The organism is Methylobacterium amylolyticum, assembly GCF_030700245.1.
Classification (GTDB): domain Bacteria; phylum Pseudomonadota; class Alphaproteobacteria; order Rhizobiales; family Beijerinckiaceae; genus Methylobacterium.
In genome coordinates this window covers 64,332-79,593 of record NZ_JAUYZI010000009.1, presented here as the reverse complement: position 1 = coordinate 79,593, position 15,262 = coordinate 64,332, and the positions used below count along the sequence as shown (strand labels likewise).

The following is a 15,262-nucleotide window of genomic DNA, read 5'->3' as shown; positions in this document are numbered from 1 at the left end:
GGTGCCCGCGTCAGCGAGCCTCGAAGGAGGCTTCCAGGGATCGCAGCGACTTCTGGAGCCCTCCTTCGAGGCTGCTCCGCAGCACCTCAGGATGAGGGCGCGGGTGGGGTGAACCGGTCGAACGGCGCTCAGTCGGCCTCGGCCAGCATGGCGAAACGCCGCTCGCCGGCGATGGAGAGATCGGTCAGCCCGGTCGGGTAGTCGCCGGTGAAGCAATGGTCGGTGTATTGCGGGCAGGCGGCGTCGCGCCCCGTCTCGCCCATCGCCCGGTACAGGCCCGGGATCGACAGGAAGGCGAGCGAGTCGGCGCCGATGTACCGGCGCATGCCCTCGAGGTCGTGGGTCGCGGCGAGCAGCTTCTCCCGCTCCGGCGTGTCGATGCCGTAGAAGTCCGGGTGGGTGATCGGCGGGCTCGCGATGCGGAAGTGAACCTCCCGCGCCCCGGCCTCGCGCATCATCCGCACGATCTTCACCGAGGTGGTGCCGCGCACGAGGCTGTCGTCGACGAGGACGATGCTCTTGCCCTCGATCGCCGCGCGGTTGGCCGAGTGCTTCATCCGCACGCCGAGTTCGCGCACCGATTGCGTCGGCTGGATGAAGGTGCGGCCGACATAGTGGTTGCGGATGATCCCCATCTCGAATGGGATGCCGGTCTCCTGCGCGAAGCCCAAAGCGGCCGGCACGCCGGAATCGGGTACCGGCACCACCACGTCGGCGGCGACCCCCGCCTCCCGGGCGAGCTCGTGGCCGATCGCCTTGCGCACCGCGTAGACGCTCTTGCCGTTCACCACGGAGTCGGGCCGGGCGAAGTAGATGTACTCGAAGATGCACGGCCGCATCGGCCGCGCCTCGGCGAAGCGGATCGACTCGATCCCTTCGTCGGAGATCACCACGACCTCGCCGTTCTCGATGTCGCGCACGAACCGGGCGCCGATGATGTCGAGCGCGCAGGTCTCGGAGGCCAGCAGGTAGCGCCCGTCGAGCTCGCCGAGCACCAGCGGGCGGATGCCGAGCGGATCGCGGGCGCCGATCAGCTTCTTGTTGGTCAGCGCCACGATCGCGTAGGCGCCCTGGATCTCCCGCAGCGCGTCGATGAAGCGCTCGATGATCCGCGGTTTGCGCGAGCGGGCGGCCAGATGGAGGATCACCTCGGTGTCGGAGGTTGACTGGGTGATCGCGCCGTCGCGCACGAGGTCGCGGCGGATCGACAGGGCGTTGGTGAGGTTGCCGTTGTGGGCCACCGCGAGCCCGCCGCTCGCCAGCTCCGCGAACAGCGGCTGGACGTTGCGCAGGATGGTGCCGCCGGTGGTCGAGTAGCGCACGTGGCCGATGGCCGCGCGGCCCTTCAGGCGCTCGATCGTCCCCCCGTCCGAGAACGAGTCGCCGACGAGGCCCGGCCGCCGCTCGGAATGGAACACCGCGCCGTCGAAGGAGACGATGCCGGCCGCCTCCTGCCCGCGGTGCTGGAGCGCGTGGAGGCCGAGCGCCACCACCGCCGAGGCGTCGGGGTGGCCGAAGATGCCGAACACGCCGCACTCCTCGCGCAGCGTGTCGCCGTCGAGGTCGAGATCGGCGGTGTCGGCTCGGGACGGGATGGACTCGATCACTGGACAGCCCCCGGGGCGGCGACGGGACCGCGCACGGCGCGCGTCACGCGAGCGTCATGTAATCGCTTCCCGCACCGCGGCCAACGGCGCCGGCCGCAGGTCAGCGGCGCGCGGGGGCCGGTGCCGGGGCCGTCTCGGTGCGGCGCTGCGGCGCGGCGTCGCCGTCCGCCGGCGCGTCGGCCGCCTCGTTCGGCGGCGTAGCGGGCTTCGGCTTCTTGAACTGCTTGAGGAAGCCTTCCGGGTTCTCGGGCAGTTGCGCCACCAGGGCGTCGCCGGACTTCTCCAGCATCGGCCGCGAGCGCGCCTGCGCCGCCCAGTCCGGCACCTTGCCCTGCACCAGCCAGGACAGGAACACCCAGCCGATCACGCAGATCAGGAAGCCGCGGGCCGCGCCGAACAGGAAGCCGAGCGAGCGGTCCACCGCGCCGATGCGCGAGTCGAGCACCACGTCGGAGACCTTCACGGTGATGATCGACACGATGATCAGCGTGCCGAGGAAGATCGCGGCGATGGAGGCCACGAGCGCGACCGTGTCGCTGCTCACGTGCTGCTTCACGGTGGGCAGGAGCAGCGGGTAGAACGACCACGCCACCGCCGCCGCCGCGACCCAGGCGATGATCGCCAGCACTTCGCGGGTGACGCCGCGCACCGCCGCCAGCAGCGCGGAGACGGCGACGATGCCGAGCACGACGAGATCGAGGACGGTGAACGGCATCGAGAGACTTCAGAACCGCACGGGGGATGCCGCGGACATGCTGCGGCTCCCCGGGACCGCCGCCTACGTATACCGCGCGGAACCTCGGCCGTCACCCTCGTCCGCTTCCGCACATCTCGGCCTGTGCTGCGGATGCATCAGAGGAGCGCGATGAGCACGCATGTCGGCGATCTGGCATCGGCGGCCCGGCTGGTGCATCCGGGCGGCGGTGAGCGGCGCATCGGGAGTGACCGGGTGACGGGTGGCGGCGTGACGGGCACCGGTACGGGAGACGCGCGCGGCGTGCACGGCGCCCGGCTGACGATCGATCTCGGCGCGGTCGCGGAGAACTGGCGGCGCCTCGCCGCGCGGGGCGGGGCCCCGTGCGCCGCCGTGATCAAGGCCGACGCCTACGGCTGCGGGATCGCCCGGGTCGGCCCGGCCCTGTGGGCGGCCGGCTGCCGGACGTTCTTCGTCGCCCATCTCGCCGAGGGGCTCGCCGCCCGCGCCTGCCTGCCAGACGCGGACATCTACGTCCTGAACGGTCTGCCGCCCGGCGCCGGCTCGGCCTACGCCGAACCGCGCCTGCGCCCGGTGGTCGGCAGCGCCGAGGAGCTGTCGGACTGGGCGGCCTTCTCCGCGGGCCGGCTCCCCGCCGCGCTCCACGTCGATACCGGCATGAACCGGCTCGGGCTGCCGGTGCCCGAGGCCGTGGCGCTCGCGGGCGATCCCCGGATCGCCGCGGCCGGGATCGACCTCGTGATGAGCCACTTCGTCAGCGCCGAGCGGCCGGGCGATCCCGTCAACGCCCGCCAGATCGCCGATTTCGCCCGGGTGCGCGCGGCCTATCCCGGTCTCCCGGGCTCGCTCGCCAACTCGTCCGGAATCTTCCTCGACGGCGCCCGCCACGACCTGCTGCGGCCCGGCTACGCCCTGTTCGGCGGCAACCCGACGCCGGAGGCGGGGGAGAACCCGATGCGGCCGGTGGTGCGGCTGGAGGCGCCGATCCTCCAGGTCCGGGATGTCGAGGCCGGGGCGAGCGCCGGCTACAACGGCCGCTGGACGGCGCCGGCCCCCAGCCGCCTCGCGACCCTGTCGCTCGGCTACGCCGACGGCTTCCCCCGGGCGATCAGCGGGCGCGGCCACGCCCTCGTCGGCGGCGTGCCCTGCCCGATCCTCGGCCTCGTCTCGATGGACCTGATCATCCTCGACGTGACGGGGGCGCCGGAGGCAAGCCGCGGTGCCTGCGCGGTGCTGATCGGCGACGCCCTCGACGTCGACGCGGTCGGCCGCGCCGCGGGCACGATCGGCTACGAGATCCTCACCGGGCTGGGTTCCCGTTATGTTCGAAACTATGTAGGGTAGGCGAAGTCCCGGCGTCTCCTGCACACGCCCTCATCCTGAGGTGCCCGCGCGAGCGGGCCTCGAAGGAGACCTCCAGCGGTCGCGCGATTCCTGGAGCCCTCCTTCGAGGCTGCTTCGCAGCACCTCAGGACGAGGGCGCGGGTGGGAGGCGCCGTTGGACGGGCGGAATCCCGAAGCGCATGGCCAAGATCCATCAGACCTTCGTCTGCCAGTCCTGCGGGGCGGTCTACAACCGCTGGCGGGGGCGCTGCGAGGCGTGCAACGGCTGGAACACGATCGTCGAGGAGGCGGCCGCCGCCCCCGGCCAGTCCGGCCCGGCCGCCACCCGGCCCTCGCGCGCCCGCGGCCGGGTCTTCCCGCTGGAGGGGCTGACCGGCGAGGCCAAGGAGGCGCCCCGGGTCGCCTCGGGCATCGGCGAGCTGGACCGGGTGACCGGCGGCGGCTTCGTGCGCGGCTCGGTGATCCTGCTCGGCGGCGATCCCGGCATCGGCAAGTCGACCCTGCTGATGCAGGCGTCCGCCGCGATGGCGGCGCAGGGCGAGCGCGTCGCCTACATCTCCGGCGAGGAGGCGGTGGGGCAGGTGCGGCTGCGCGCCGAGCGCCTGGGGCTGAGCCGCCACCCGGTGCAGCTCGCCGCCGAGACCAACGTCGAGGACATCGTCGAGACGCTGAGCCAGGGCCGCCCGCCGGCGCTGGCGATCATCGACTCGATCCAGACCATGTGGACCGAGACGGTGGAATCGGCGCCGGGCACGGTCACGCAGGTGCGCTCCTCGGCCCAGGCCCTGATCCGCTTCGCCAAGACCACCGGCACGGCGGTGATCCTCGTCGGCCACGTCACCAAGGACGGGCAGATCGCGGGACCGCGGGTCGTCGAGCACATGGTCGATGCCGTCGCCTCCTTCGAGGGCGACCAGGGCCACCATTTCCGCATCCTGCGGGCGGTGAAGAACCGCTTCGGCCCGACCGACGAGATCGGCGTGTTCGAGATGACCGACGCGGGTCTCAGCGAGGTGCCGAACCCCTCCGCCCTGTTCCTGGCCGGCCGCGACCATCAGGCGGCGGGCACGGCCGTGTTCGCGGGCATGGAGGGCACGCGGCCGCTGCTCGTCGAGATCCAGGCGCTGGTCGCCCCCTCGTCGCTGGGCATGCCCCGCCGCGCCGTGGTCGGCTGGGACCCGAACCGGCTGTCCATGGTGCTGGCCGTGCTGGAGGCGCACGGCGGCATCCGGCTCGGCGCCCACGACGTCTACCTCAACGTCGCCGGGGGCCTGCGCATCACCGAGCCGGCGGCGGACCTGGCGGTGGCCGCCGCCCTGGTCTCGTCCCTGTCGGGGGCGGTGCTGCCGCCGGAGACCGTCTTTTTCGGGGAGATCGGCCTCTCCGGGGCGATCCGGCCCGTCGCCCAGACCGGGGCCCGGCTCAAGGAGGCGCAGAAGCTCGGCTTCGGCAAGGCGCTGACGCCGCAGAGTCGCTCCGAGACCGGTCGGTCGGACGGCCGCGGCGAGGGCGACAAGGCGATGAGCGTCGAGAGCCTGCGGCACATCGCCGACCTCGTGGCCGGGATCGGCGCGACCGCCCCGCGGCGCGGCGGTCAGCGGGGACGGTCCGCACCCCGCTACGCGGACGAGGACGCCTGATCCGACCCTTCGATCGAAAACCTGTCCCGGCTTCTTACCGTCATTGCGAGCGGAGCGAAGCAATCCAGCCGCGCCACGCTTGTGGGCCTCGCGTCGCCCCGGGTCGCTTCGTCTCCGGCTCGCGATGAGGGTGCGGGTGTCGGAGCCCGAACGCCCCGGTCGGGTGCGGGCCTTGAGCCGGCTAACCGCCCGTCACGCTCATGTGCCGCGGCACGGCCGCCGGGCGGCGGCGGGCGATGACGAAGTCGTGGCCCTTCGGCTTGCGGGCGATCGCCTCCTCCACCGCCCGGGCCAGCACGGTGTCGTCCTCGCTGGCGCGCAGCACGGCGCGCAGATCCGAAGAATCCTCCTGGCCGAGGCACATGTAGAGCTGACCGGTGCAGGTCAGGCGCACCCGGTTGCAGCTCTCGCAGAAATTGTGGGTCAGCGGCGTGATGAAGCCGAGCCGGCCGCCGGTCTCCTCGACGCGGACGTAGCGGGCGGGGCCGCCGGTGCGGTCGGGCAGCGGCGTCAGGGTGTAGCGGCTCTCCAGGCGCTGGCGGGCGACCGAGAGCGGCAGGAACTGGTCGGTGCGGTCGGCCTCGACCTCGCCGAGCGGCATCACCTCGATCAACGTCATGTCCATGCCGAGCCCGTGGGCCCAGGCGATCATGTCCGGGATCTCGTCGGCGTTGAGGTCGCGCAGGGCCACGGCGTTGATCTTGACCTGCATGCCGGCCGCCCGCGCCGCCTCGATCCCGCCGAGCACCACCGCGAGGTCGCCGCGGCGGGTGATGGCGCGGAACTTGTCCGGGTCGAGGGTGTCGAGGGAAACGTTGACCCGGCGCACGCCCAGCCGGGCCAGTTCCGGCGCGAAGCGGGCGAGCTGCGTGCCGTTGGTGGTGAGCGTCAGCTCGCGCAGCGCCCCCGAATCGAGATGGCGCGACAGGCGGCGGAACAGGTGCATGATGTCGCGCCGCACCAGCGGCTCGCCGCCGGTGATCCGCAACTTCCGCACGCCGCGGGCGATGAACACGCCGCAGAGCCGGTCCAGTTCCTCCAGGCTGAGCAGGTCGCGCTTGGGCAGGAACTCCATGTGCTCGGACATGCAGTAGGCGCAGCGCAGGTCGCAGCGATCGGTGACCGAGATGCGCAGGTAGGTGATCGCCCGCTGGAACGGGTCGATCAGCGGCGCGGGCGCGCCGGCCTCGGATGGCCGGAGCGCGCCATCCTGCGGCGCCGGATTCTGCGGCGGACGGGAGATGTCATCGAGCATCACCCCGGATATGATGTCCGGCGCGTCCGCGGGCAAGCGCGCCCGGGGTCGCGGCGCGCGAATGCGTGAGGAGTGTGACCGTGACCGAGACTCCATGGCCGACCGAGATCCGCCTGTCGGCCGACCGGCGGGCCCTGAACGTCGCCTTCGACGACGGCGGGCGCTACACCCTGCCGGCCGAGTACCTGCGGGTGTCGAGCCCGTCGGCCGAAGTGCAGGGGCACTCGCCGGCCGAGCGCAAGGTGCTCGGCGGCAAGCGCCGCGTCGAGATCCTGGCGGTGGAGCCGGTGGGCAACTACGCGGTCAAGCTCGGCTTCGACGACCTGCACGACACCGGCATCTTCGGCTGGGGCTACCTGCACGAGCTGGGGCGCGACTACGACGCGCGCTGGCGGACCTACCTCACGGAACTCGCCGAGCGCGGCCTCGACCGCGACACGGCGGCGCCCGCCAAGGGCGGCGGCGGCGGCTCGGGCTCCTGCGGCTGCCACTGACGGGGCTGGCGCGATGGCCTTCGCCTGCACGATCCCCGCGGTGGCGACCGTCCAGCAGGACGACGCGACGGTCCGCATCACCCGCTGGGATTTCCCGCCCGGCGCCGCCACCGGCTGGCACGCGCACGGCTGGCCCTACTTCGTGGTGATGCTGGTGGACGGGATCCTGCGCGTCCACGACGGGCAGGCCGTGACCGACACGGCGCTGGCGGCGGGGCAGGCCTACAGCCGTCCCGCCGGGATCCGCCACGACGTGATGAACGGCTCCGACCACCCGATCGCCTTCGTCGAGATCGAGGTGAAGCGGCCGGACGCGCTGGTGACGCTGCCCGAGACGGGTTGAACGCGAAAGGGCCGGCGTCGCCGCCGGCCCTCCCCCGAAACGCTCTCGAAACGGATCAGCGCTGGACGATGACCTTCGTGCCGACCTTGGCGCGGGTGTAGAGGTCCATCACGTCGTCGTTGGTCATGCGGATGCAGCCCGAGGACACGGCGGTGCCGATGGTCTCCGGCTCGTTCGAGCCGTGGATGCGGTAGATCGTGCCGCCGAGATACATGGCGCGGGCGCCGAGCGGGTTCTCGACGCCGCCCTTCATATAGCGCGGCAGGTCGGGGCGGCGGCGCAGCATGGTCGCCGGGGGACGCCAGTCCGGCCACTCGCGCTTCATGGTGATGGTCTGCGCGCCGCCCCAGGTGAAGCCGGGACGCCCGACGCCGACGCCGTAGCGCAGGGCCTGGCCGCCGCCCATCACGTAGTAGAGGCGCCGCTCGGCGGTGGAGACCACGATGGTGCCGGGGCCGTAGGGGCCGTTATAGGCCACGGTCTCGCGCGGGATCGCCGACATCTGCGGCACGGCCGCGTCGTTGAGCGGGTCGACCGTGTTGAGGGCGGCGTTGGCGACGGGCACCGCGACGGTCTCGACCGCCTGCGGGCGCACGCGCACGGTCAGGGCGTTGTCGAGGGGCTGGCGGGTGAGCGGGTCGATCTCGTAGGCGAGGGCCGGCGCGGTGCAGGCGGCCGCGCCGAAAAGCCCGATCAGGGCGGGGAGGAAACGACGCATCAAAGCCTCACGAGGGCAGGCGCGGATGGGTTGGGAACGCGGGGGACTCTGGCGGGCACGATGGCGTGCCGATCCTCACCAAGGCCTAAACGCTCGCGCCCCAAAGCCAAGCCTGAAACCCGCCCGCCGGGCCGTTCCGGCAGCGCCGTGACGTCGTGGCAACACTGTGGCAGCTTGACCGTATCGAGAGAGGTCGTCCGCGCTGCGATGCCCGATGCGCCGATCCGGCCCGTGCGTTGTCAGGTCGCGTCGCGCCGTCTAGACCTCGCTGACGGAGACGATGCCGATGCCCCACGTCGATCTCGATGCCCATCTCGACGGCTTCGTGCGGGAGCAGATCGCGCAGGGCCGGTTTCGGACGGTCAGCGAGGTCGTGCAGGCGGGCTTGCGCCTGTTGGAAGGCCGGGACGCCGACCTCGCCGCGCACCGTGACCACCTAAAGCGTGCGATCACCGCGGCCTTCGACGATCCCAGACCGTCGATCCCGGTGGAGGAGGCGTTCGCACAGGTGCGCGCGCATCACGCCGAGCAGGTCGAAGCCCTCCGGCGTGGCCGTTAAGGTCCGCTTCCGACCGGCGACGCTCGCGGACCTGCTCGATCTCTACGCCCACATCGCCGGGCAGTCCGGTCACGACCGCGCCGCTGCCTATATTGCGCGCCTCGAAGGGGCCTGCCTGCGGCTGGGGGCGTTTCCCGAGCGCGGAACCCGGCGCGACGATCTTCGCCCGGGCCTGCGCACCCTCGGATCTCAGCGGCAGGCTTCCATCGTCTTCCGCATCGATGCCGAGGGCGTCGAGCCCGAGGATTGGCGCCTCACGCCTCGTCGGCGGCGGCGAGCCAGACGGCGGGCTCGGCCTCGCGGGGGGCCGGGCGGGCGGGGCTCGCCGGCACGCCGCGGATCTGGGCGAGTTCGGCGAGTTCCGGGGCCTGCGCCGTGTCGTCGGCGGTGAGGAACAGGCGCCGGGCCGTGGCGGCGCGGCCGAGGTCCGAGCGGCTCGTCCACACGCTCTGGGCGGGGCTGGTCAGCAGCGCCGCGGCGACCGGCGCCAGCCACAGGGCGAGCCAGGGGTCGCCGGCCATCGCGAGGCCGAGGCCCATCAGCGCGCCGACCACCACCGCGTCGGCCTGGAGGCGGAACGCCTCGCCCCACGACACCTGGCGGTCGTCGCGCGCCTGGGTCTCCCAGCGCACCACCCGGCCGAGGAAGGTCGAGACCACCGCACCGGCGGTGAACAGGGTCATCACCGGCCACAGGAACACCCACACGGCCTGCTCCAGGGCGGCGCTGGCGAGCAGCGGCCCGGTCCCGCCGAAGGCGGCGCGGCGCTCCGCCGAGGCCAGCACGTGGGTGAGGCTCAAGAACTTCGGCAGGGCCAGCACCGCGACGCTGAGCGCGGCGAGCGCGTGGGCGGCCGCGCCCTGCCCGGTCAGCCCGTAGGCCAGCAGCCCGAGGTCGCCGGTGCCGGCGGCCTGCCACGCCCCGAGCCCGAGGAAGGCGATCCAGAGCGGCAGCATGCCGTAGGCGAGGATGCCGACCGCGAGGTGCCAGCGGCTGGCGCCGGTGAGGCCCGCCCAGGGCAGCACCCTCAGGTGCTGGAGGTTGCCCTGGCACCAGCGGCGCTCGCGGCCCAGCAGGTCGACGAGGTTGGTCGGCATCTCCTCCCAGGTGCCGGTCATCTCCGGCAGGAGGCGCACCTCCCAGCCGGCCCGCACCATCAGCGCGCCCTCGACGATGTCGTGGCACAGGATCTCGCCGCCGAGCGGCGCGCGGCCCGGCAGCACCGGCAGGGCGGCGTTGTCGGCGAAGGCGGCGATCCGCAGGATGGCGTTGTGGCCCCAGTAGCTGCCCTCCGGCCCCTGCCACGTCTCCAGGCAGCGGAGCGCCAGCGGCGCGTAGAGGCGCACGGCGAATTGCTGGATCCGGGCGAACAGGGTGTCCCGGCCGGCGGCGTAGGAGACGGTCTGGATCAGGCCGGTGCGCGGGCTCTCGGCCATCAGCCGTGCGAGGCGGACCATCGCCGGACCGGTCATCAGGCTGTCGGCGTCGAGCACGATCATGAACTCGTACTCGGACCCGTAGCTGGCGCAGAACTCGCCGATGTTGCCGGCCTTGCGGCCGACGTTCTTCTCCCGGCGGCGGTAGCGGATGCGCGGCAGGTCGGGGTCGGCCGCGGCCCAGGCGCGGATGCGCGCGAACTCGTGCTCCTCCACCGCGCTGATCGCGCCGTCGCGGGTGTCCGACAAGACGAACAGGTCGATGTCGCGGGCGCCGGTGCGGGCGAGCGAGCGGGCCATCACCCGCAGCCGCGCGAACACCGCCACGGCGTCCTCCGCGTGGATCGCCACCACCGCGGCGGTGCGGCCGGTGCCGGCGGCGGGGACCGCCCCCTCGGAGCGGCGCTCCAGATCGGACTTCGCCCGCGCGCCGAGGCAGGCGGCGGCGAGCCCGTAGACGTACTGCCACGCCACGAACGCCTGCCAGCCCATCACGAGGCAGAACAGCGCCAGCACCGTCCCCGCGAGCGGGCCGCCCGCCGGGTAGGCCTCGGCGGCGAGCCACGCCAGCGCCGCGACGGTGGCGAGGGTCGGCAGGGCGAGCGCCAGCCGCCGCCGGGTCAGGGCCCCTCGCGCCCGATGCCAGATCTCGGCGCCGGGCGCGGCGGGGACGCGCGGGGCCTGCGCGGCGGCGTCCTGGGCGGCGATGTCCTGGGCGTCGTGCGGCAACGGTTTGGTCGGCATCGGGGTTTGGCCTAGCACTCTGGACCGGGCCCGCGTGGGACCGGGCCGCCTCAACGGAGGACCGACAGCGGATGGACGAGGATGCCGAAGCGCGCGACGACCGGGGACGGGCCGGACGCCCGCCGCAAGCCCCGGACCCGGAGGCCCCCTCCCGTCGACACGTGCTCCGGACGGCCGTGACCGCCGCTGCCGGTGGATTTCTTCCTAGCGTGATGGACCTGAATGCCGCCAGAACGATGGCGCAGGAAGGCGTTACCGCTCCGGTGGCCGGGACGGCGGCCGGGCCGATGACCTTCGAGCGTCTCGCGGGGATCGCCGAGCAGCGCGGCGCCGCCCCCTACGCGGCCCCCCGCGACGATCTGCCCGCGCCGCTCGCCGCCCTCGACTACGACGCCTACCGGGAGATCCGCTTCCGCGAGCCGGAGAGCCCGCGGCTCGGGCGCCACTTCTCGGTGCAGATGTTCCACCGCGGCTTCCTGCACCGCAAGGCGGTGGACCTCTACCTCCAGCCGCTCCAGGGACCGCCGCGGGCGATCCCCTACGCCGCGCGGCTGTTCGATCTCGGCCCGAAGCTCGCGGGCCAGGATTTCCCCGCCTCCCTCGGCTTCGCAGGCTTCCGCCTGCACTACGCCTTCCACCCCGACCGGCCGGATTTCCGCGAGGAGTTCGCCGTCTTCCTCGGCGCCTCGTACTTCCGCCTGCGCGGGCGCGACCAGGAATACGGCCTCTCCGCCCGGGGTGCGGCGATCGGCACCGGCGCGCCGGAGGGGGAGGAGTTTCCGGACTTCGTCGCCCACTGGCTGTGCGAGCCGGAACCCGACGCGCGCGCCATCACCGTGCTCTCGCTCCTCGACAGCCCGAGCCTGTCGGGCGCCTTCCGGTTCGTGATCACCCCCGGGGAGACCTCGCGGATCGCCGTCACCAGCGCCCTGTTCCCGCGCAAGTCCCTGCCGCGGCTCGGGCTCGCGCCGCTCACCAGCATGTTCCTGTTCGGGCAGAACGGGCCCGGCGCCCGCGGGGCGCAGCCCTTCGACGACGTGCGGCCGCAGGTACACGATTCGGACGGTCTCGTCGTCGAGACCCCGGGCGACCGGCTGTGGCGGCCCCTCGTCAACGGCCGGGCGCAGCCGCAGATCTCGGCCTTCGCGGCCGCTCCCCTCAAGGGCTTCGGCCTGCTCCAGCGGGAGCGGAACTTTGCCGCCTATCTGGACGTGCTGGGCCGGCAGGAGGCGCGGCCGGGGCTGTGGGTCGCCCCCGAGTCGGGCTTCGGCGACGGTGCGGTGCAGCTCTACGAGATCCCGCAGCGGGCGGAGTGGGTCGACAACATCGTCGCCGCCTTCGTGCCGCGCGCGGCGGCCCAGCCCGGGACGCCGCTGCGCCCCGCCTACACGCTCACCACGGTCGGGCCGGAGCCGGTGCCCGAGCTGCCCGGCCGCCTCGCCCGGGTGGTCTCGACCCGCGTCGGCTCGCCGGACCTGACGCGACCAGCCGACCCGCCGATCCCGGGCCGGCGGCTGTACTGCATCGACTTCGTCGGGCCGGACCTGCCGAAGGCCGAGGATCCGGCGCTCGCCGCCGAGGTCTCGGCCAGCGCCGGCCAGATGGTCGAGCCGATCCTGGAGCGCGTGCCGCAGATCGGCGGCTGGCGGATCTGCGTCGAGTGGCGCCCGCCGCAGCCGATGCCGGCGGGCGACGTGATCCTGCGCGCGCGCCTCGTGCGCGGCGGCAAGCCGGTCAGCGAGACCTGGGACGCGGCGGTGTAGCCCGCTCAGGCCGTGCGCCGCGCGCGCTCCCGCGCCCGGGCGAGCCGGGTGGCGCCGTAGACCGCCCCCAGCCGCTCGCGCGCGGCCCGGACCGGCGGCGCCTGCCGCTCGACCTGGGCGGCGTCGATGATCCGCAAGGTCGCGGCGACGGAGCGCGCCAATCGGTGCTCGGCGGTGCGGCGCTCCGCGGTGTCGATGTCGTGCATGGCCCTCTCCCTGACACGGCCGGCCGCGCCCCTCTGACGGAGGCGTCGGCGGCGGCCCGCATCGTCGCGGACGGGCTTGGCCGGATCAGGGCAGCTTGGCCGTAACGGGAGACGGGTCAGCGGTTCGACGAGTGCCTTTGCCAACGGCCTCGACTGTTGGCATCATGACCAACATGAAGGCCGGGCTGCTGTTCAAGGAGAGGGTCGAGATCGCTGCCGATCACGCCTTCGCCGAACTGGTGGTCTGGACCGTGCCGGTCCCGGTTCGCGGAAGCGCGCACGGCTTCAAGTATCGCCTCGCCCTGGTCGTCGATGGCGTGTGCGTGCTTCGCTACGACAACGAGGCCGGCAAGGGCGACCACAGGCACGTCGGCGGGCAGGAACGCCCCTACGCCTTCACCGATCCTGAGACCCTGCTGGCCGACTTCTGGGCCGACGTCGAACCCTGGAGGCGACCATGCGGACCGTGACCATCGGCATCGCCTCGACGGAGGAGACCTCCGCCAGGGCTCTGGCGGCCTTCCGCGGCGAGGCGCAGGGCGAATTCATCTCGTTCCCCACCGTGGAGCGTCTGTGGACCGTGCTGACGCCGGGCCGGTGGGCGCTGATCCGGGCTATGGCCGGCCGAGCGCCCATGTCGCTGCGGGCGGTCGCCCGGCTGCTGGATCGGGACGTGAAGAACACCCACAGCGACATTCACGCCCTGCTGAGCGCCGGCATCCTCGATCGCACCGACGACGAGCGGATCGTGTTCCCCTACGATGCGGTCCATGTCGACTTCACGATCAGGGCGGCGGCCTGACCCCTCCCTCGGGATCGCCGGCTCATCACCCCGGGTGTCAGGACGGCGCGTCCACGAGCAGGTCGGATGCGGCCCGTCGCGTCGGACGGAAGTCCGGCGGCGACGCGAGCCCCCCGGAGATCCTACCGCAGCTCCTCATGCCACGTCCGCCCGTCGCGCTCGATCAGCGCGATGGCCGCGGTCGGCCCCCAGCTCCCGGCCGGGTAGGGGCGCGGCGGCTCGGCGCGCTCGGCCCAGGCCTGGAGCACGCCGTCGGCCCAGGCCCAGGCCGCCTCCACCTCGTCGCGGCGCATGAACAGGGTGGCGTTGCCGCGCACCACGTCCATCAGCAGGCGCTCGTAGGCGTCGGGGTAGCGCTGCTTGAACGTCTCTTCGAAGGAGATGTCGAGGGCGGTCGGGCGCAGGCGCAGGCCGCCGGGGCCGGGGTCCTTGGTCATCACTTCGAGCTTCATCCCCTCCTGCGGCTGGAGGCGGATGACGAGGCGGTTCGGCTCGCGCCCGAACGCCTCCGCCGGGAAGATCGAGAACGGTGCGGCGCGGAACTGCACCACGATCTCGGAGAGCTTCTGGGGCAGGCGCTTGCCCGTGCGCAGGTAGAACGGCACGCCGGCCCAGCGCCAGGACTGCACCTCCACCTTCATCGCCACGAAGGTCTCGGTGCGGCTGTCGTGGCCGAGTTCCGAGAGGTAGCCGTCCACCGGCTTTCCGTCGACGGCGCCGGGCGCGTACTGGCCGCGCACGGTCACCGCGTGGACGTCGGCGGGGGTGATCGGCTTGAGGGCGCGCAGCACCTTCAGCTTCTCGTCGCGCACCGCGTTGGCGTCGAGGTTGAGCGGGCTCTCCATCGCCGTGAGGCAGAGGAGCTGCAGGATGTGGTTCTGGAGCATGTCGCGCAGGGCGCCCGACGTGTCGTAGTAGCCCGCCCGCCCCTCGACCCCCACCGTCTCGCCCACGGTGATCTGGACGTGGTCGATCACGTCCGAGGTCCACAGCCGCTCGAAGATCGTGTTGGCGAAGCGCAGGGAGAGCAGGTTCTGGACCGTCTCCTTGCCGAGATAGTGGTCGATGCGGAAGATCTGCGACTCGGGGAAGACCTCGCCGACCGCGTCGTTGATGGCCTGGGCCGATTTCAGGTTCTTGCCGATCGGCTTTTCCAGCACGACCCGGGACTTCTCGCCGATCAGCCCGTGGGCGGCGAGGTTCCGGCAGATCGCGCCGTAGAGGTCGGGCGAGGTGGCGAGGTAGTAGGGCCGCACTTGGTCCGGGCGCTCGTCGAGCTTGGCCTTCAGCGCCGGCCAGCCCTCGTCGCCGGTCCCGTCGACGGCGACGTAGTCGACGTGGTCGAGGAAGCTCTGGAGCGTCTCCTCCGGCAGGTCGGCGGCGGTCACGAAGCGCTTGAGCGCGTCGCGGGCGTGGTCCCGGAACGCCTCGGCCGTCAGGTTCGAGCGCGAGGCGCCGATGATCCGGCTGGACTGGGGGATCTGGCCGTCCCGGTAGCGGTAGTACAGCGCCGGCAGGAGCTTGCGCGCGGTCAGGTCGCCGGTGGCGCCGAACACGACGAAGTCGAAGGAGGCGACGGGGATGATCATCGTGGCCAAGGGCGGCTCTCCGGTGTCGTGCGGACGCGGACGGCGGC

General features: G+C 72.8%; 15 protein-coding genes and 1 pseudogene. 9 read left to right on the top strand and 7 right to left on the bottom strand.

Features of this window, described 5'->3' with window-relative positions; all coding sequences use genetic code 11:
- Positions 1-128: 128 nt before the first annotated feature.
- Both purF and Q8W71_RS08995 read right to left on the bottom strand, forming a co-directional pair.
- Positions 129-1,607 carry an amidophosphoribosyltransferase gene (purF, locus tag Q8W71_RS09000; RefSeq protein WP_370875373.1) on the bottom strand — a complete coding sequence of 493 codons (1,479 nt, stop codon included), beginning with the start codon at positions 1,605-1,607 and terminating at the stop codon, positions 129-131.
- A 100-nt stretch (positions 1,608-1,707) separates the two neighbouring features.
- Positions 1,708-2,322 (bottom strand): CvpA family protein, encoded by a 615-nt coding sequence (locus Q8W71_RS08995; protein ID WP_305525005.1) that lies wholly within the window; start codon positions 2,320-2,322, stop codon positions 1,708-1,710.
- A gap of 150 nt (positions 2,323-2,472) precedes the next feature.
- Here Q8W71_RS08995 and alr point away from each other — a divergent pair, with 150 nt between their 5' ends.
- A complete protein-coding gene (alr, locus tag Q8W71_RS08990; RefSeq protein ID WP_305525004.1) occupies positions 2,473-3,666 on the top strand; it encodes an alanine racemase in 1,194 nt (397 codons plus the stop codon).
- Positions 3,667-3,845: 179 nt separating this feature from the next.
- Positions 3,846-5,306: a DNA repair protein RadA gene (radA, locus tag Q8W71_RS08985; RefSeq protein ID WP_305525003.1), complete on the top strand. Its 1,461-nt coding sequence runs from the start codon at positions 3,846-3,848 to the stop codon at positions 5,304-5,306.
- Positions 5,307-5,487: 181 nt separating this feature from the next.
- On the opposite strand, the gene moaA is transcribed toward radA, so the two are convergent.
- Entirely contained in the window at positions 5,488-6,561 is a 1,074-nt protein-coding gene (gene moaA, locus Q8W71_RS08980; protein ID WP_370875372.1) for a GTP 3',8-cyclase MoaA, read from the bottom strand.
- Between the two features lie 80 nt (positions 6,562-6,641).
- Here moaA and Q8W71_RS08975 point away from each other — a divergent pair, with 80 nt between their 5' ends.
- Positions 6,642-7,055: a gamma-butyrobetaine hydroxylase family protein gene (locus tag Q8W71_RS08975; RefSeq protein WP_305525002.1), complete on the top strand. Its 414-nt coding sequence runs from the start codon at positions 6,642-6,644 to the stop codon at positions 7,053-7,055.
- A gap of 13 nt (positions 7,056-7,068) precedes the next feature.
- Positions 7,069-7,398 carry a cupin domain-containing protein gene (locus tag Q8W71_RS08970; protein ID WP_305525001.1) on the top strand — a complete coding sequence of 110 codons (330 nt, stop codon included), beginning with the start codon at positions 7,069-7,071 and terminating at the stop codon, positions 7,396-7,398.
- 55 nt (positions 7,399-7,453) lie between these two features.
- Here Q8W71_RS08970 and Q8W71_RS08965 read toward each other — a convergent pair whose 3' ends face one another.
- A complete protein-coding gene (locus tag Q8W71_RS08965; RefSeq protein WP_305525000.1) occupies positions 7,454-8,116 on the bottom strand; it encodes a L,D-transpeptidase in 663 nt (220 codons plus the stop codon).
- Between the two features lie 286 nt (positions 8,117-8,402).
- Here Q8W71_RS08965 and Q8W71_RS08960 point away from each other — a divergent pair, with 286 nt between their 5' ends.
- A complete protein-coding gene (locus Q8W71_RS08960) occupies positions 8,403-8,675 on the top strand; it encodes a type II toxin-antitoxin system ParD family antitoxin (RefSeq protein ID WP_305524999.1) in 273 nt (90 codons plus the stop codon).
- Positions 8,560-8,886: pseudogene (locus tag Q8W71_RS08955) on the top strand (type II toxin-antitoxin system RelE/ParE family toxin); the annotation flags it as partial. The gene Q8W71_RS08960 and the pseudogene Q8W71_RS08955, both read left to right, overlap by 116 nt.
- Before the next feature lie 43 nt (positions 8,887-8,929).
- On the opposite strand, the gene mdoH reads toward Q8W71_RS08955, so the two are convergent.
- Complete coding sequence (mdoH, locus tag Q8W71_RS08950) at positions 8,930-10,855, bottom strand: glucans biosynthesis glucosyltransferase MdoH (RefSeq protein ID WP_305524998.1); 1,926 nt, start codon at positions 10,853-10,855, stop codon at positions 8,930-8,932.
- A gap of 287 nt (positions 10,856-11,142) precedes the next feature.
- Here mdoH and Q8W71_RS08945 point away from each other — a divergent pair, with 287 nt between their 5' ends.
- Complete coding sequence (locus Q8W71_RS08945) at positions 11,143-12,618, top strand: OpgD/OpgG family glucan biosynthesis protein (RefSeq protein ID WP_305524997.1); 1,476 nt, start codon at positions 11,143-11,145, stop codon at positions 12,616-12,618.
- A gap of 5 nt (positions 12,619-12,623) precedes the next feature.
- Here Q8W71_RS08945 and Q8W71_RS08940 read toward each other — a convergent pair whose 3' ends face one another.
- Complete coding sequence (locus Q8W71_RS08940) at positions 12,624-12,824, bottom strand: hypothetical protein (RefSeq protein ID WP_305524996.1); 201 nt, start codon at positions 12,822-12,824, stop codon at positions 12,624-12,626.
- Between the two features lie 173 nt (positions 12,825-12,997).
- Here Q8W71_RS08940 and Q8W71_RS08935 point away from each other — a divergent pair, with 173 nt between their 5' ends.
- The gene (locus Q8W71_RS08935; RefSeq protein WP_305525070.1) at positions 12,998-13,294 is read left to right on the top strand and encodes a toxin-antitoxin system TumE family protein; all 297 of its coding nucleotides are present in this window, start codon (positions 12,998-13,000) and stop codon (positions 13,292-13,294) included.
- Positions 13,282-13,626 carry an HVO_A0114 family putative DNA-binding protein gene (locus tag Q8W71_RS08930; RefSeq protein WP_305524995.1) on the top strand — a complete coding sequence of 115 codons (345 nt, stop codon included), beginning with the start codon at positions 13,282-13,284 and terminating at the stop codon, positions 13,624-13,626. The genes Q8W71_RS08935 and Q8W71_RS08930 overlap by 13 nt, the downstream gene beginning before the upstream one ends.
- 122 nt (positions 13,627-13,748) lie before the next feature.
- Here the strand turns inward: Q8W71_RS08930 and zwf are convergent, their stop codons facing one another.
- Complete coding sequence (gene zwf / locus Q8W71_RS08925; protein ID WP_370875375.1) at positions 13,749-15,215, bottom strand: glucose-6-phosphate dehydrogenase; 1,467 nt, start codon at positions 15,213-15,215, stop codon at positions 13,749-13,751.
- Positions 15,216-15,262 lie beyond the last annotated feature (47 nt).

Bases quoted from the DNA above. Each gene is read 5' to 3' on its own strand.
- Q8W71_RS08995 (WP_305525005.1), bottom strand. From the start codon at position 2,322: ATGCCGTTCACCGTCCTCGATCTCGTCGTGCTCGGCATCGTCGCCGTC.
- alr (WP_305525004.1), top strand. From the start codon at position 2,473: ATGAGCACGCATGTCGGCGATCTGGCATCGGCGGCCCGGCTGGTGCAT.
- radA (WP_305525003.1), top strand. From the start codon at position 3,846: ATGGCCAAGATCCATCAGACCTTCGTCTGCCAGTCCTGCGGGGCGGTC.
- moaA (WP_370875372.1), bottom strand. From the start codon at position 6,561: ATGCTCGATGACATCTCCCGTCCGCCGCAGAATCCGGCGCCGCAGGAT.
- Q8W71_RS08970 (WP_305525001.1), top strand. From the start codon at position 7,069: ATGGCCTTCGCCTGCACGATCCCCGCGGTGGCGACCGTCCAGCAGGAC.
- Q8W71_RS08965 (WP_305525000.1), bottom strand. From the start codon at position 8,116: ATGCGTCGTTTCCTCCCCGCCCTGATCGGGCTTTTCGGCGCGGCCGCC.
- Q8W71_RS08960 (WP_305524999.1), top strand. From the start codon at position 8,403: ATGCCCCACGTCGATCTCGATGCCCATCTCGACGGCTTCGTGCGGGAG.
- mdoH (WP_305524998.1), bottom strand. From the start codon at position 10,855: ATGCCGACCAAACCGTTGCCGCACGACGCCCAGGACATCGCCGCCCAG.
- Q8W71_RS08945 (WP_305524997.1), top strand. From the start codon at position 11,143: ATGACCTTCGAGCGTCTCGCGGGGATCGCCGAGCAGCGCGGCGCCGCC.
- Q8W71_RS08940 (WP_305524996.1), bottom strand. From the start codon at position 12,824: ATGCACGACATCGACACCGCGGAGCGCCGCACCGCCGAGCACCGATTG.
- Q8W71_RS08935 (WP_305525070.1), top strand. From the start codon at position 12,998: ATGAAGGCCGGGCTGCTGTTCAAGGAGAGGGTCGAGATCGCTGCCGAT.
- Q8W71_RS08930 (WP_305524995.1), top strand. From the start codon at position 13,282: ATGCGGACCGTGACCATCGGCATCGCCTCGACGGAGGAGACCTCCGCC.
- zwf (WP_370875375.1), bottom strand. From the start codon at position 15,215: ATGATCATCCCCGTCGCCTCCTTCGACTTCGTCGTGTTCGGCGCCACC.